This window comes from Streptomyces sp. NPDC004327 (genome assembly GCF_042873935.1).
Classification (GTDB): Bacteria; Actinomycetota; Actinomycetes; order Streptomycetales; family Streptomycetaceae; genus Streptomyces.
In genome coordinates, this window is sequence record NZ_JBIAME010000002.1 from 803,429 (window position 1) to 818,298 (window position 14,870).

12 protein-coding genes and 1 pseudogene are annotated in these 14,870 nt (G+C 73.2%); 5 read left to right on the forward strand and 8 right to left on the reverse strand.

Annotation, left to right across the window (positions count from 1 at the left end; translation table 11 throughout):
* Window positions 1-27 precede the first annotated feature (27 nt).
* Both ACFYU9_RS09795 and ACFYU9_RS09800 read left to right on the forward strand, forming a co-directional pair.
* Window positions 28-654, forward strand: coding sequence for a TetR/AcrR family transcriptional regulator (locus tag ACFYU9_RS09795; RefSeq protein WP_389205545.1), 627 nt, complete (start codon window positions 28-30; stop codon window positions 652-654).
* A gap of 259 nt (window positions 655-913) precedes the next feature.
* Window positions 914-1,871: pseudogene (locus ACFYU9_RS09800) on the forward strand (endonuclease/exonuclease/phosphatase family protein).
* Between the two features lie 52 nt (window positions 1,872-1,923).
* Here ACFYU9_RS09800 and ACFYU9_RS09805 read toward each other — a convergent pair.
* The 3 genes from ACFYU9_RS09805 to ACFYU9_RS09815 all read right to left on the reverse strand — a co-directional run bounded on the left by ACFYU9_RS09805 (window position 1,924) and on the right by ACFYU9_RS09815 (window position 5,900).
* Window positions 1,924-3,690 (reverse strand): NAD+ synthase, encoded by a 1,767-nt coding sequence (locus ACFYU9_RS09805; protein ID WP_389343995.1) that lies wholly within the window; start codon window positions 3,688-3,690, stop codon window positions 1,924-1,926.
* A gap of 26 nt (window positions 3,691-3,716) precedes the next feature.
* Window positions 3,717-5,285 carry a multicopper oxidase family protein gene (locus tag ACFYU9_RS09810; RefSeq protein ID WP_389343997.1) on the reverse strand — a complete coding sequence of 523 codons (1,569 nt, stop codon included), beginning with the start codon at window positions 5,283-5,285 and terminating at the stop codon, window positions 3,717-3,719.
* A gap of 93 nt (window positions 5,286-5,378) precedes the next feature.
* Window positions 5,379-5,900: a hypothetical protein gene (locus ACFYU9_RS09815; RefSeq protein WP_389343999.1), complete on the reverse strand. Its 522-nt coding sequence runs from the start codon at window positions 5,898-5,900 to the stop codon at window positions 5,379-5,381.
* 69 nt (window positions 5,901-5,969) lie between these two features.
* Between ACFYU9_RS09815 and ACFYU9_RS09820 the strand changes: the two genes are divergently transcribed.
* Window positions 5,970-6,809, forward strand: coding sequence for an alpha/beta fold hydrolase (locus ACFYU9_RS09820; protein WP_389344001.1), 840 nt, complete (start codon window positions 5,970-5,972; stop codon window positions 6,807-6,809).
* Here ACFYU9_RS09820 and ACFYU9_RS09825 read toward each other — a convergent pair.
* The 4 genes from ACFYU9_RS09825 to ACFYU9_RS09840 form a co-directional block, all read right to left on the reverse strand.
* Entirely contained in the window at window positions 6,788-7,216 is a 429-nt protein-coding gene (locus ACFYU9_RS09825) for a CBS domain-containing protein (RefSeq protein ID WP_389205535.1), read from the reverse strand. The genes ACFYU9_RS09820 and ACFYU9_RS09825 overlap by 22 nt on opposite strands.
* 133 nt (window positions 7,217-7,349) lie before the next feature.
* Window positions 7,350-7,979: a DUF305 domain-containing protein gene (locus ACFYU9_RS09830; protein WP_389206707.1), complete on the reverse strand. Its 630-nt coding sequence runs from the start codon at window positions 7,977-7,979 to the stop codon at window positions 7,350-7,352.
* 2 nt (window positions 7,980-7,981) lie between these two features.
* A complete protein-coding gene (locus ACFYU9_RS09835; protein WP_389205533.1) occupies window positions 7,982-8,659 on the reverse strand; it encodes a DUF3105 domain-containing protein in 678 nt (225 codons plus the stop codon).
* A 72-nt stretch (window positions 8,660-8,731) separates the two neighbouring features.
* Complete coding sequence (locus tag ACFYU9_RS09840) at window positions 8,732-9,139, reverse strand: hypothetical protein (RefSeq protein WP_389205531.1); 408 nt, start codon at window positions 9,137-9,139, stop codon at window positions 8,732-8,734.
* Between the two features lie 180 nt (window positions 9,140-9,319).
* Between ACFYU9_RS09840 and ACFYU9_RS09845 the strand changes: the two genes are divergently transcribed.
* Both ACFYU9_RS09845 and ACFYU9_RS09850 read left to right on the forward strand, forming a co-directional pair.
* Window positions 9,320-10,681: a glutamine synthetase family protein gene (locus ACFYU9_RS09845; RefSeq protein WP_389344003.1), complete on the forward strand. Its 1,362-nt coding sequence runs from the start codon at window positions 9,320-9,322 to the stop codon at window positions 10,679-10,681.
* A gap of 65 nt (window positions 10,682-10,746) precedes the next feature.
* Window positions 10,747-11,250, forward strand: coding sequence for a GNAT family N-acetyltransferase (locus ACFYU9_RS09850; protein WP_389205527.1), 504 nt, complete (start codon window positions 10,747-10,749; stop codon window positions 11,248-11,250).
* Window positions 11,251-11,254: 4 nt separating this feature from the next.
* Here ACFYU9_RS09850 and ACFYU9_RS09855 read toward each other — a convergent pair whose 3' ends face one another.
* A complete protein-coding gene (locus ACFYU9_RS09855) occupies window positions 11,255-14,779 on the reverse strand; it encodes a LamG-like jellyroll fold domain-containing protein (RefSeq protein ID WP_389344005.1) in 3,525 nt (1,174 codons plus the stop codon).
* Window positions 14,780-14,870 lie beyond the last annotated feature (91 nt).

Below are 14,870 nucleotides of genomic sequence, written 5' to 3' on the forward strand. Positions count from 1 at the left end.
AGGCGCAGCAGGAGAGGCGGAACGGACGTGTCCCAGGCCGAGGCCCAGGCACCGTCGCCGTGCGGGAGCACCGCACGGCGCGGGCGGCCGCGCAGTGAGGCGGCCGACCAGGCGATCATCGACGCGGCGGTCGGTCTGCTGGAGAGCGGGATCCCGCTCGCGGACCTCTCCATCGAGAAGATCGCCCGCACCGCCGGGGTCGGCAAGGCGACGATCTACCGGCGCTGGGCCGGCAAGGAGGAGCTGCTGATCGACCTCCTGCGGTCCGTCGAGCCCCCGGACCCGGTGCTGCCCGGCACCTCGGTCCGGGAGGACCTCGTGGTGATGCTGGAGTCGATGCGGCGGCGCGGCCTCGTCAAGCGGACCTCGGCCCTGCTGGTCAACGTGTTCTCGCAGATGCAGATGTATCCGAAGCTGTGGGACGCCTACCACGAGACCGTCATCATGCCGCGCCGTCAGATGAGCGCGGACGCCATCCGGCGCGGCATGGAGCGCGGCGAGCTCCGGGCCGACCTCGACCTCGACCTCGTCAACGACCTGTTCATAGGGCCGCTGCTGGTCCGTACGGTCATCCGCCCCGGCGCCGCCCTCGAACCCGGCCTCGCCGAACAGATCGTCGACGCGGTCCTGGAGGGCCTGCGCCCCTCCGGCTGAATCCCGTACGAATGTGCGCGTTCTGTCACAGCCGTCCGCCTCGCGCCACCTGCAGGAACCCGCCACGGGCGTGTGTCGTCCCTCGATGCGGACGACCGACCCGTCATCGCCTAGTGTCGATGCCGGGTCGCACAGCAAGGCCGCAGGACAGCAAGGCAGTGAGGACGGCAGCGATGGCGCGGGTGGACATGACGGGGACCGAGCACGGCGGAACGCCGGAAGAGCAGGGTTCCGCGATCCGCCCCGGTTCCCGGCCCGGATGGCGCGGCAGACTCGCCGGACTGCGCGGCGACCGCGGGATCTGGCGGCGGGGCATCCTCCTCGCCCTCTGCGCCGTGCTGCTCGCGCTCCTGATGGGCCTTCACTCCGACGTGCCCAACCGGATCGGCAACCTCGGCAGCCTGGGCGAGACCTTCCTGCCCTGGTTCGGCCTGTTCGTGCCGCTGCTCCTGGTCCTCGCCCTGCTGCGGCGTTCCGCGACCGCGCTGATCGCGCTCGTGCTCCCGGCCGTGGTCTGGGTCAACCTCTTCGGCGGCCTGGTCGTCGACAAGGCCGAGGCCGGCGGAGACCTGACCGTCGTGTCGCACAACGTCAACGCCGACAACCCGGACCCCGAGGGCACGGCCCGTCAGATCGCCGCCTCCGGCGCGGACGTGGTGGCCCTGGAGGAGCTCAAGGGCGACATGGTCCCGGTGTACGAGCGCGGCCTGGCCGGCACGTACAAGCACCACTCCGTCCAGGGCACCGTCGGCCTGTGGAGCAAGTACCCGCTGCGCGACGCCCAGCCGGTCGACATCCGGCTCGGCTGGACCCGCGCGATGCGCGCCACCGTCGCCGCCCCGGCGGGCGAGGTCGCCGTCTACGTGGCCCATCTGCCCTCGGTGCGGGTCAAGTTGAACGCCGGCTTCACCGCCAACCAGCGCGACAACAGCGCGGGCGCCCTCGGCGAGTCCATCGCCCGCGACCCGCACCGGCGCATCGTCCTGCTCGGCGACCTCAACGGCACCATGAACGACCGCTCCCTGAACGGCGTGACCTCCCAGCTCCGCTCGACCCAGGGCGCGGCCGGCGACGGCTTCGGCTTCAGCTGGCCGGCCGCGTTCCCGATGGCCCGGATCGACCAGATCCTGGTGCGCGGCGTCGAGCCGATGTCGTCGTGGACGCTGGCGGAGACGAACAGCGACCACCTGCCGGTGGCCGCTCGCCTCAGGCTCTAGGGCCTGTCCGGCGGATCATGGCCGGGGCCGACCCTGATCCGCCTGACAGGCCCTAACGGCCGGTCGCCTCCCGCCACCGGTTGGTGATCGGCAGCCGGCGGTCCTTGCCGAAGCCCTTCGCGGAGATCTTGGTGCCCGGCGGGTACTGGCGCCGCTTGTACTCCGCCGTGTCGACCATCCGCAGCGTGCGGGCGACCAGCTCCTCGTCGAAGCCCGCCGCCACGATGGCGTCCTTGCCGCGGTCCCGGTCGACGTACAGCTCCAGGATCCGGTCCAGGACGCCGTAGTCCGGCAGCGAGTCCGTGTCGACCTGGCCCGGGCGCAGTTCGGCGCTCGGCGGCTTGCCGATCGTGTTCTCCGGGATCGGCGGGGTCTGGCCGCGCTCCTCGGCGGCCCGGTTGCGCCAGCGGGCGAGCCGGAAGACGTCCGTCTTGTAGACGTCCTTGATGGGGCCGTACGCGCCGACGGAGTCGCCGTACAGCGTCGAGTAGCCCACCGCCAGCTCGGACTTGTTGCCGGGTGCGAGGACGATGTGGCCCTCCTCGTTGGAGAGCGCCATCAGCATCGTGCCGCGCAGCCGGGACTGGAGGTTCTCCTCGGCGAGCCCGGTCAGTGCCAGCTTCCCCATGTAGGCGTCGAACATCGGCTCGATCGACACCGTGCGGAAGTCGAGGCCGGTGCGCCGGGCCAGCTCGGCGGCGTCGCCGCGCGAGTGGTCGGAGGAGTACTTCGACGGCATCGACACGCCGTACACGTTGCGCGCGCCGAGCGCGTCGCAGGCGATCGCGGCGACGAGCGCCGAGTCGATGCCGCCGGACAGGCCGACGAGGACGGACCGGAAGCCGTTCTTGTTCACGTACGCCCGCAGGCCGACCACGAGCGCCGAGTAGACCTCCTCGTCGTCGTCGAGCCGCGGCGCGTAACCACCGGTGACCTCCGGCTCGTAGGCGGGCAGCGGGTCGGCGGAGAGCACCACCCGGTCGATCCGCAGCCCGTCGTCGACGACGGCCTCGTCGGCGGGCGCCCCGGGGTCGGCGGCCGGCAGCTCCAGGTCGAGGATCACGCTGCCCTCGGCGAACTGCGGGGCGCGCGCGACCACCTCGCCCGCCGCGTCCACGACGATCGAGTCGCCGTCGAAGACCAGCTCGTCCTGACCGCCCGTCATGGCCACGTAGGCGGTGGTGCAGCCGGCCTCCCGGGCGCGCCTGCGGACCAGTTCGAGCCGGGTGTCGTCCTTGTTCCGCTCGTACGGCGAGGCGTTGACGGAGACGAGCAGGCCGGCCCGGGCGGTGCGGGCGGCCGGGACGCGGCCGCCGTCCTGCCACAGGTCCTCGCAGATGGCGAGGGCCACGTCGACTCCGTGGACGCGGACGACGGGCAGGGTGTCGCCCTGCACGAAGTAGCGGTACTCGTCGAAGACGCCGTAGTTGGGCAGGTGGTGCTTGGCGAAGCGCAGCACCACCTCGCCGCGGTGCAGCACCGCCGCCGCGTTCTCCGGCGACCCGGCGGGCCGCCCGAGCCGGGGCACGGCCCGCTCGGAGCGGTCCAGGTAGCCGACGACGACGGGCAGTTCGCCGAGCCCCTCGTCGGCGAGCCGCCGGGCCAGGCCCCGCAGGGCCTGGCGGGAGGCCTCGACGAACGAGGAGCGCAGCGCCAGGTCCTCGACCGGATAGCCGGTGAGCACCATCTCGGGGAACGCGACGAGGTGCGCTCCCTGCTCGGCGGCGTGCCGGGTCCAGAGGACGACGGCCTCGGCGTTCCCGGTGAGATCGCCGACGGTGGAGTCGATCTGATTCAGAGCGAGGCGTAGTTGAGGCACCCGCTCAGTTTATCGTCAACTCGACGCTATGTCCTCTGGTAGCCGAGAACCGTCATCATCCCGGACTCCGAGTGGTAGACGTTGTGGCAGTGGATCATCCACAGGCCCGGGTTGTCGGCGTCGAAGTCCATCGTGAGCGTGCTCTTCGGCAGGATCACCGCCGTGTCCTTCCGCACCCCGTTCGCCAGGGCGAAGGTGTGGCCGTGCAGATGCAGCGGATGCCACATGTCCGTGGTGTTGGTGAACTCCATCCGGACCCGCTCGCCCGCCCGCACGCCGAACCGCCGCGCCGGGTCGTACGGCGTGCCGTCGAAGGCCCAGTCGTACGCCGTCATCGAGCCGGTGAGCTTCGACGTGATCGTCCGGTCGGGCGTGCGGGCCGCGAGCGCCGAACCGGGCGCCGGCCGCAGCCGGTCGGCCGTCACCACCCGGCCGTCCAGCTCCCTGGGCCGCACCGAGGCGGCGGGCGCCGCGCCCTTGCCCGTGCGCAGCACGGCCAGGCCCGTCGCCCGCTTGCCCTCGGCGAGCGCGGTGAGCGGGAAGACGCCGTCCTCGACGGTGACCAGCACGTCGTAGCGCTCGCCCATGCCGAGCAGCAGCGCGTCGGTCCTCGCGTGGACGACCGGGAAGCCGTCGGTGTGCGTCACGGTCATCTCGTGGCCGCCGAGCGCGACCCGGAAGGCGGTGTCGCCGCCCGCGTTGACGAAGCGGATCCGGACCCGGTCGCCGGGCCTGGCCCGGAACTCGCTCGGAGCCTCCGGGACACGGCCGTTGACCAGGTAGTACGGGTAGGCCACATCGCCCGCGTCACCGCCGAGCAGCTCGCTGGCGGCGCCCATCATCATGCGGGAGGGGCCCGCGGACGGGGACGCGTCGGCCGGCATGGAGTGGTCCATGCCGGGCATCGAGCCCATGTCGTGGCCCATGCCGCCCATGCCCCGGCGGAGTTCGGCGAGCACGGCGTCCGGCGTCGAGCCGTCCACCCCGTCGACCCAGTCGTCCAGGACGACGACCCACTCCTCGTCGTACGCCAGCGGCTCCTTCGGGTCCTCGACGATCAGCGGCGCGTACAGCCCGCGGTCCTGCTGCACACCGGAGTGCGGATGGAACCAGTACGTGCCCGGATGCGGGACCTTGAAGCGGTACGCGAACTCGCCGCCCGCCCTGACCGGCTGCTGGGTGAGGCCCGGCACGCCGTCCATGTCGTTGCGCAGCGCGAGGCCGTGCCAGTGCGTCGAGGTGGCCTGCGGCAGGTGGTTGGCGAGGGTGAGGGCCAGGGTGTCGCCCGCCGTGACCCGCACCTCCTTGCCGGGGAGCGCGTCCCCGTACGCCCACGACCGCACCGTACGGCCGGCGCCGAGGTCCAGGGTGGTCGGGGTGGCGGTGAGCCGCACCTCGCGGACCCGGCCGCCGCCGTGCCGCGTCCGCTCGGCGGCACCGACCTCGGTGCCGGTGGGGGAGACGTAGCCGGCGGCGCCGCCGGCCGGGGCGGACGCGTCGGAACAGGCGGTGAGCAGACCGGTGCCGGCGAGGGCCAGGCCGGCGCCGAGGACGGAACGGCGGCCGAACCGCGGAGGGTCGAACTGCGGAGACATGACGAACGGACCTCTCGTGCGAGGGGGAAGGGAAGGGCGAAGGGAAGGGACCGGGCGCGCGTCCGCGCGCCCCGTCACCGGCTTTCGGCCCTCCTAGATCCGCAGCACCGCCACCCGTTCGAGCACCGGTATCGACGCCGGGGGCGCATGCGGCCACCCGGACCACGGCGCGCCCGCCGTACGCGCCCGGGCCCGCCCCGCCCACCGCCGCGCCCCGCGCAGCGCCACCCCGCCGAGCACGACGACCAGCGCGCCGAGCACGGCGAGACAGACGGCGAGCGGGCTGCCGGAGTGGTGGACGGGGGCGTCCGGGGCGTGGGAGGCGGCGGGGGCGTTCGTGTCGTAGCCGGTGGCGAGGGCGTTCGTGCCGTGGCCGGTGGCGGGGGCGTCCGGGACGTGGCCGGCGGCCGGGGCCGCCTGCCGGTCCATGGGCGCATGGCCCGCCGTCGTCATGGGCGCCGTCAGGGGCGCGACCCGTGCCGTCCGCGCCGGCGCAGCCCCGTGCTCCGGACCCGCGCCATGGCCCAGCGTGTGCATCGTCACCAGGCCGAGCAGCAGCGCCGCGAGCAGCAGCAGCCGCTCCGCGCCCTGGTGCGCCCGCCTGGTCTCCGACATAGCGGGCAGCATACCCCCGCCCCGTATGAGCCGGGGAACCGCCGGGCACGCGCCCGCGTTCGACCGGGTGTGACCTCCACAGCGAGCTTCGTACGGATCGCAGACGTCGCCCACCACGTCGTCGTCGAAGGCTCCGGGCCCGTGTGCGTGCTCGCCACCGGACTCGGCCTGAGCTGGTTCGACTGGGACCCGGTCGTCCCACTGCTCACCCCGCACCGCACCGTCGTCCGCTTCGACCGGCCCGGCCACGGCCTGTCCCAGCCGGCCGCCGGACCGGTCACCGCCGCCGGGGAGGCCGACCGGATCGCCGCGCTGCTCGACGCCCTCGGCCACGGCGCGGAGCCCGTCACCCTCGTCGGGCACTCCATCGCCGGCTTCCACACCGAGGCGTTCGCCCGCCGCCACCCCGCCCGCACCGCCGGGCTCGTCCTCGTCGACTCCTCCGTGGAGTCCGCCGACGACCGCCCCCGCGCCTCCCGCACCGCCCCGGCGCTCGCCCGCGCGCTCGGCGCGACCCTGTGCGCCACCGGGATACCGGCCGCCTTCGGTCCGCTGCTGCGCCGGGTGGCGATCCGGGACGACCCGGCCGCGCCCGGACTCGTACGCAGGGTCTACGGCACCTCACGCGTGCTGCGCGGCACCCTCGACGAGAACGCCCACTACGGCGCCGTCGCCGCCCAGCTGCTCGCCCTGCGCGCCACGCACCCGCTGCCGCCCGGCCTGCCCGTCACCGTTCTCGCCGCGCCGAACGGCTCCGCGCGCCGCGAGCGCCGCCAGCGCGCGCTGGCCCGCCGGCTCGGCGCCCGCTACGAGGCGGCCGAACCGTCGGGCCATCTGGTCATGCTGGACCGCCCGGACGCCGTGGCCCGGGCCGTACTCGGGACGGGTCACAGAGGAGAAGCGGCGTAGACCTTCTCGCAGAACTCCGCCAGCTGCCGGTCCGTCAGGTGCTGGGCCAGATCCGCCTCGCTGATCATGCCGACCAGCCTCTTGTCGCCGTCGATGACGGGCAGCCGCCGGATCTGGTGGTCCTCCATCTCCGTCAGGACCGCGCCCACGTCCGCGTCGGTCTTGATCCAGCGCGGAGTGCCCTTCGCCATCTCGCCGCAGGTGACCTTCGCGGGGTCGTGGCCCATCGCCACACAGCCGACGACGATGTCGCGGTCCGTGATGATCCCGCAGAGCCGTTCGTTCTCGTCGGCGATGGGCAGTGCGCCCACGTTCTCGTTGCGCATCATCTGGGCGGCGCGGTCGAGCGTCTCGTGTGCCGGGATCCACTTGGCCCCGGTGTGCATGATGTCCTTCGCCGTGGTCATGGGGTGCGTGCCTTTCGTCGAACGTCGTCGTACTCGTCTGCACGTACGTCCCCGAGCACCCTCAATTGTCCCGGCGCGACGCGGCCCCCGCGACCGCTGCGGTCGCGGGGGCCGGTGGGGCCGTCACGGAGCGCTACGCGCCGCGCGCCTTCAGCATGTCGGCCATCAGCTTGATCTCCGACGACTGGGCGTCGACCATGCCCTGCGCCAGGTCCCGCTCGACGCCGGGCACGCAACGGTCCACACAGCCCTGGGCCATGTGGATGCCGCCCTGGTGGTGCGCGGTCATCAGCTTCAGGTAGAGCACGTCGGCGTCGCGGCCGGACGCCTTGCGCAGCTGGTCGAGCTGGGCGCGGGTGGCCATGCCCGGCATCAGCGCGCCGTCCTCGCCGCCCATGTCCATGCCGGGCATGTCGCCCATGCCCATCCACGCCATCGGCGCCACGCCCGACTGCACCTTCGGCAGCCCCCACATGTCCAGCCAGCCCAGCATCATGCCGCGCTGGTTGGCCTGGGTGTTGGCGATGTCGTAGGCGAGGCGGCGGACCTCCTCGTCCTTCGAACGGTCGCGGACGATGAACGACATCTCGACGGCCTGCTGGTGATGGACCGCCATGTCACGCGCGAAGCCGGCGTCCGCGGACCGCGCGGTCGGCGTGCCCGGCGGCTCGTCGCGGTTCGCCGAGGCGACGGTGACCGCGCCGCCGGCGAAGAGCAGCGCGAGGACGACGGCGGTGACGGACGCCCACTGCGTCCGGTTCAGCTTCACTGGCCCATCCCGGCGCCGCCCCGGCCGCTCGCGTCGACGCCTCCGGTGCAGGCGGCGCCCGGCTCCGGGGTCTGCGGGCCGTTGACGTACTTGGTGAAGAAGGCGTCGACGCGCGGGTCGTCGGCGCCGTCCACGGTCACCTGCTTGCCCCAGGCGCTCAGCATGATCGCGCCGGACTGGCTGTCGATCGGGCTCATCAGCGAGTACGGGGTCTTCTTGACCTTGGTGCGCAGCTTGTCGAGATCGCCCGGGGCGGCCTTCTTGTTGTACGTCACCCAGACGGCGCCGTGCTCCAGGGAGTGCACGGCGTTCACGTCGGCGACCGGCTTGTCGTAGACGTCGCCGTTGCAGTTCTGCCAGACCGGGTTGTGGTCGCCGCCGACCGGCGGGTTCATCGGGTACTTGACCGGGGTGGTGACGTGGTTCCGGGTCAGCTTCTTGGCGTCCCAGTCCTTCTCGCCCTGGATGGGCGCCTTGGCGGCGGCCGCCGCCTGGTCCTTCTCGTTGCTCTGCTTGTTGATCACCCAGCCGCCGAAGCCGACGAGGCCGAGCACGACGACGGTGGAGATTCCGATCGTCAGGAAGCGGTTGCGGCGCTCACGGGACTGCTCGGCGCGGCGCATCTCCTCTATTCGGGCGCGGCGTTCGGCGGTGTTGGAGCGGTTCGCGGCCATGTGGAATGTCGTCCTTCGTGAAGTATGGAAAAGCGGTGTACGGAGGGGGAACGCGTCGGAAGAACCGGCGGCTCACGTCCGCAGTACTTGAAGGACGTGGAGGTCCGGCGCCCGGGGCCGCGCGTCGGTGCGCGGCGCCTGGCCGGAGCGGTGCGGCACGGTGAGGTGCGGGAGCCGGCCCTCGGCGTGCAGCGGCGGGTCCATCGGCGGCGCGCTGAGCACCGCCGGGGAGAGGGCCGGGAAGAGCGAGCAGCCGCCGGGCTCGTACGGGCAGACGTACTGGTCGCCCGCGATCCCGGTGGCCGGGTGTGCGGCCGCCTGCCTCCCGTGAAGGGCCTGCCTCCCGTGATGGGCCTGCCCGCCGGGATCGGCGGTCATCGCGAGGCAGAGGAAGAGCGCGCCGAGGAGCGTCGCCACGGCACTCGCCAGTGCCAGGGGACGCGCGTGTCGCGGCGGGCCGTCGAGCCGGAAGGCTCCCATGGGCGCAGATCGTAGTGGCAGAAGCCGTCCCGTGGGCCGAACGGGGTACGAAGCGGGCCGTCCCCCGTTACCTGAGTCACAGCCGAGCAGGCAGTATGGGTGTGCAACGTGAACGAAACCATGTGGTGGGATGCTCGGGTCCGGGAGCAGGCGGCCTGACCGGCGAGGATGGGTGTGGAAATGGACAAGCAGCAGGAATTTGTGCTCCGTACGCTCGAGGAGCGCGACATCCGCTTCGTGCGTCTGTGGTTCACCGACGTGCTCGGTTTCCTGAAGTCGGTCGCGGTCGCCCCGGCCGAGCTGGAGCAGGCCTTCGACGAGGGCATCGGCTTCGACGGCTCCGCGATCGAGGGTTTCGCCCGGGTCTACGAGTCCGACATGATCGCCAAGCCGGATCCGGGCACCTTCCAGATCCTGCCCTGGCGCGCCGAGGCCCCGGGCACCGCCCGGATGTTCTGCGACATCCTGATGCCGGACGGCTCGCCGTCCTTCGCCGACCCGCGCTACGTCCTCAAGCGGGCCCTCGCCAAGACCTCGGACCTGGGCTTCACCTTCTACACCCACCCCGAGATCGAGTTCTTCCTGCTCAAGGACAAGCCGCTGGACGGCTCCCGGCCGACCCCGGCCGACGAGTCGGGCTACTTCGACCACACCCCGCAGAACGTGGGCATGGACTTCCGCCGCCAGGCCATCACCATGCTGGAGTCGATGGGCATCTCGGTGGAGTTCTCGCACCACGAGGGCGCGCCGGGCCAGCAGGAGATCGACCTGCGCTACGCGGACGCGCTCTCCACGGCGGACAACATCATGACCTTCCGCCTGGTCATGAAGCAGGTGGCCCTGGAGCAGGGCGTGCAGGCCACGTTCATGCCGAAGCCGTTCTCCGAGTTCCCGGGCTCGGGCATGCACACCCACCTCTCCCTCTTCGAGGGCGACCGCAACGCGTTCTACGAGTCGGGCGCCGAGTACCAGCTCTCCAAGGTGGGACGTTCCTTCATCGCGGGCCTGCTCAGGCACGCGGGCGAGATCTCGGCCGTCACCAACCAGTGGGTCAACTCCTACAAGCGCATCTGGGGCGGCTCCGGCCGCACCGCCGGCTCCGGCGGCGAGGCCCCGGCGTACATCTGCTGGGGCCACAACAACCGCTCCGCGCTGATCCGCGTGCCCATGTACAAGCCCGGCAAGATGGGCTCCTCGCGGGTCGAGGTCCGCTCCATCGACTCCGGCGCCAACCCGTACCTGACCTACGCCGTCCTGCTCGCCGCCGGCCTCAAGGGCATCGAGGAGGGCTACGAGCTCCCGGCCGGCGCCGACGACGACGTCTGGGCGCTCAGCGACGCCGAGCGCCGCGCGATGGGCATCGAGCCGCTGCCGCAGAACCTGGGCGAGGCGATCACCCTGATGGAGCGCAGCGAGCTGGTGGCGGAGACGCTCGGCGAGCACGTCTTCGACTTCTTCCTGCGCAACAAGAAGCAGGAGTGGGAGGAGTACCGCAGCGAGGTCACCGCCTTCGAGCTGCGGAAGAACCTGCCGGTGCTCTAGGGCCTGTCCGGCGGCGGGGCCCTAATCCCGTTGCGCCCGCGCCCGCGCGGGCCGAGACTTCCGCCGTGAGCAATGTGAAGATCATCGAGACGGAGCGGCTGCTCCTGCACCCGCTCTCCGTCGACGACGCCCGGCGCGTCAACGAGGCACGGCCGGGGACCGCGGACCGGTGGGCCGAGGGATACCCCTCCGACGGAGACGTCCGCGCGACCCGCGGCTTCCTGAACGGCACCGAGGCCCATGGCGACCCCGGCCCCTGGCGGCCGTACGAGATACGGCGCCTCGCCGACGGCGTCGCCGTCGGCGGCATCGGCTTCCACGGCCCGCCGGACGAGACCGGGGCCGTCACCGTCGGGTACGGGCTGGTGCCCGCGGTCCGCGGGCAGGGCTACGCCTCCGAGTCCCTGCGCGCCCTGATCGAGCGCGCCCGCGAGGCCGGCGCCACCGCCGTGCGCGGCGACGCCGACCTCGACAACACCGCCTCGCACCGGGTGATGGAGGCCGCGGGCATGACGTACGAGGGCGAGGACGAGAAGGTACGGAACTACCGCCTCGTCCTCACCCGCTGACGGCTCACATCCGGGCGTACGCGCCCGCCGCCGTCACCGTGTCGAACGGCAGCCGGACCGCTGTCGCCGAGTCCGCCGGGACGGGCGTGTCCGCCGACCGCAGCGCCGTCAGCTCGCCGTCCGACAGGGCCCGGCGGACCAGCCGGAACTCGTCCATCGAGCCGCGGAAGCGGTCCGCCGCCGTGCCGTCGGGGCGGGCGCCGAGCGTGAAGCCGCGCACGTCGAAGCCGTCGTCGTACGTCACCGAGCCCGCCGGCGCCTGCTTCGTGGCGCTCGTGCCGTCCACCGACAGGGTCAGCGCCCCGCCCTGGCGGCGCAGCGCCACCAGATGCCAGGCGCCGTCGCCGAACGCCGTGCCCTGCGGGGCGGCGACGTCCAGCGTGGTGGTCGCCGCGTCCGTCTGGAACAGGGCCGTCACCTTGTTCTGCGCGGGCACCGCCCGCAGCCAGATCTGCCGCTCGCCGCCGCCCACGCCGTACGCCCAGGCGAGCACCGGCGTGGTGTTGAGCCCGTCCTGGTAGCGCACCCACGCGGCCAGCGTGAAGTCGCCCGCGCCGAGCGCCTTCGCGTCGCCGTACGGCAGCTCGACGGCGTCGTCCGTGCCGTCGAAGTCCAGCGCCCGGCCGTACTTGGCGCCCGTCGCCGAGGCCGTCGCGCCGCCCCGTACGTACCCGTGGCCGCAGTGCGTGCCGGCGTCGGGCGTGGCGCGCGTCGACGCGTCGTCGACCGGCCGCATCACCAGGTGCTGCTCGGTGTTGCCCGGTTCCATGGACCACCACAGGGCGGGGTCCTTCGGCGGGGCCCAGCCACCCATGGGAGTGTCGGCCAGGTCGGCGACGTCCGCGGCGGACAGCACCCGCCCGTAGAAGCGGAAGTCGTCGAGCACCCCGGTCAGGACGTCCGTGCCGGTCGGCTTCGAACCGATCCGGAAGCCCTCGGGGGTGGCGATGCCGTCGGTGAAGGAACCGGACAGGCCGTCGGCCGTCCGCTCGCTGCCGTCGACGGCCAGCGTCAGCCGGGAGCCCGGCGCCGCGCCGGCGCTCCGGGTCAGCGTCAGCAGGTGCCACTGGTCGTCGCCGAAGGCACGCCGGTCGCTCTGGCCGGCCGGCTGGGTGTCCGGCAGGTCGATCGTGACCGCGCCGGCGGCCGTCTCCGCCCGGACCGTCAGCCTGTCGAGCGCCGGCTTCGCGCGCACCCACAGCGACGGCTTGCCCGAGGTGGAGCCGTACGCCCACATCAGCGCCGCGTCCGGGGTGGTCGCGGTGGAGGCGTAGCGGAACCAGAGCGTGAAGGTGAAGTCGCCCGCGCCGGTGTCGAGGGCGGGCACGTACGGCACCTCCACGCCCGGCAGCGCGCTGTTCACGACCAGCGCGCCGCCGCCGATCCGCCCGCCGGTCAGGGCGCTCTCGGAGGACGTGGTGCCGAGCAGCGTGCCGTCGGCGCAGTGGCCGGACACGTCGTCCTGGATCCGGGTGGTGCGCAGCGCCGCCGGGTCGGCGGTGTCGACGACCTGGAACGGCAGGTGCGCGGCCAGCCTGTCCGGGGCCACGCCGGCGGCGCCGGCGCCGCGCAGCAGGGCGCGCTGGTCGGCCGGCAGGGCGGTCCGGTAGAGCCGGAACTCGTCGACGGCGCCGGTGAAGCCGTCCACGGGCGCGCCGACCGGGTCCACGACCGGCTTGTCGCCGATCTCGACGCCGAGCCCGGCGGCGTTGTCGGTGCGCGGGCCGGCGAGCGCGCCGGAGACCGTGCCCTGCTGGGTGCCGGTCAGCCCGTCGACGTCCAGGGTCACGGTGCCGCCGGAGCGGACCAGCGTGAGGTGGTGCCACTGGCCGTCGCCGAAGGCGGGCTTCGCCTGGTCAAGGCCGCCCAGCGTGGCCGTCGCGGTGCCGCCGGTGCCCTGCACCCAGGCGTAGATCCGGTTCAGGCCGGGCTGCGCCCGCACCCACACCTGCGGCTTGGCCGAGCCGACCCCGTACGCCCAGAACAGCGCCTGCTGCGGGCTGCCCGTCGTCGTGTCGTACTTGAAGAACAGCGAGTACGTGACGTCTCCCGCGCCCGGGTCGAGCGAGGGGGTGTACGGCAGGTCGGCGTGGCCGTCGACGCCGTCGAGGACCAGGCCCTGCCCGAAGGAGACCGAGGGCCCGGCCGGCGGGTAGACGGCGCCGGAGCCGAGGGCGGCGCCGGTGGAGAGATAGCCGTCATTGGCCTCGGCGGTCCGGTCCGGGGTGGTGCGCCCGGCGGCCGGGCTGGGCGCGGGGAGCGCGGAGCCGAGGTGGGTGACCGAGGCCGGCAGCTGGAGGTCGGCGGCGCGGAAGCGGTCGAAGTAGACGTTCTCGGCGGAGAAGCTGGGCCCGCCCTCGTAGAGCAGGCCGAACTCGCCCTCGGACAGTTCGGCCAGGTCGGAGTAGCCCGCCCGGTCGGCGGCCGCCGTGCTCAGCAGGCCGCCGGGCGCGTTCGTCCAGGTCGTGCCGTTGTCGGTGGAGTAGCGGATCCGCATCTCCTGGCGGTTGACGGGATGCGCCGGGGCGGACATGAGCAGCAGGTCGCCGGGGACCGAACGGTAGGTGCGGGCCGGGGCGAGCACCGAGGCGTCGACGTCCGGGCCGGTCCAGCCGCCGGTGAGGGCCAGCTTCGGCACGGTCGCGCCGCCGTCCTCGCTGATGGCGTGCATCCGGTGCCCGGCGTCGTACGGGCTGCGGGCGCTGACGTACACCCGGCCGCCCGGCAGCTCGGCGACGGACGGCTCGCCGGGCTTGGCGACCGGGGTGCCGGCGGCGTCCGTCGCGTACGAGTTGACGGTGGTGCTCGCCTGCCAGGTCGCGCCGTGGTCGTCGCTGTAGAGCACGCCGGCGCGGGCGTCGGTGCCGCTGAGCCGCTCGTACGCGCCGACGAGCAGCCGCCCGGCGTGCGTGCCCTCCTTCAGCTGGATGCCGTGGCCGGGGCCGGTGCCGAACCAGCCGGTGCCGTTCGCGGTCAGCCGCGGGGCCGGCTGCGGTGCGCCCCAGGTCAGGCCGTCGTCGGTGCTCTTCTGCACCCACGACCTGCGGTACTCGCCGTCGGTCGGGACGGCCTTCTCGGAGTTGGACAGCAGGAAGACGTCACCGGAGACGAGATCGGCGACGGGGGAGGCGTTGCCCCGGACGTACGGTGCCTCGGGATCGGTCTCGCTGCCCGAGAGCACCACCCGTATCGGGCCCCAGGTCCGGCCGTCGTTGGTCGAGCGGCGCATCACCGTGTCGATGGGGCCGCGGTCGGCGCAGGACGGCGAGGTGCGCGCCTCGGCGAAGGCGAGCAGCGCGCCCGACTTCGTCCGCACCAGGGTGGGGATGCGGAAGCAGCCGTAGCCGGCCGTTCCGGAGCGGAAGAGGATCTGCTGGGTGCCGATGCGGTTGGCGTCGGACAGGGCCGCGCCGGCGGCCGCGGCGGGCGGCGCGGCGGCGGCGCCGAGCCCGCAGAGGGCGGCGAGGGACGCGAGCGAGGTCAGGAACGCCCCGGCGCGCAGCCGGGGCCGTGATCGTGTTCTCCACATGGGCCCGGACGCTAACCAGACGTCAGAACCCGCTGTGCACGGGCCCCTTGGCGGATCCGCTCTGCCACGCTTCGGGACGGAATGGCGACGC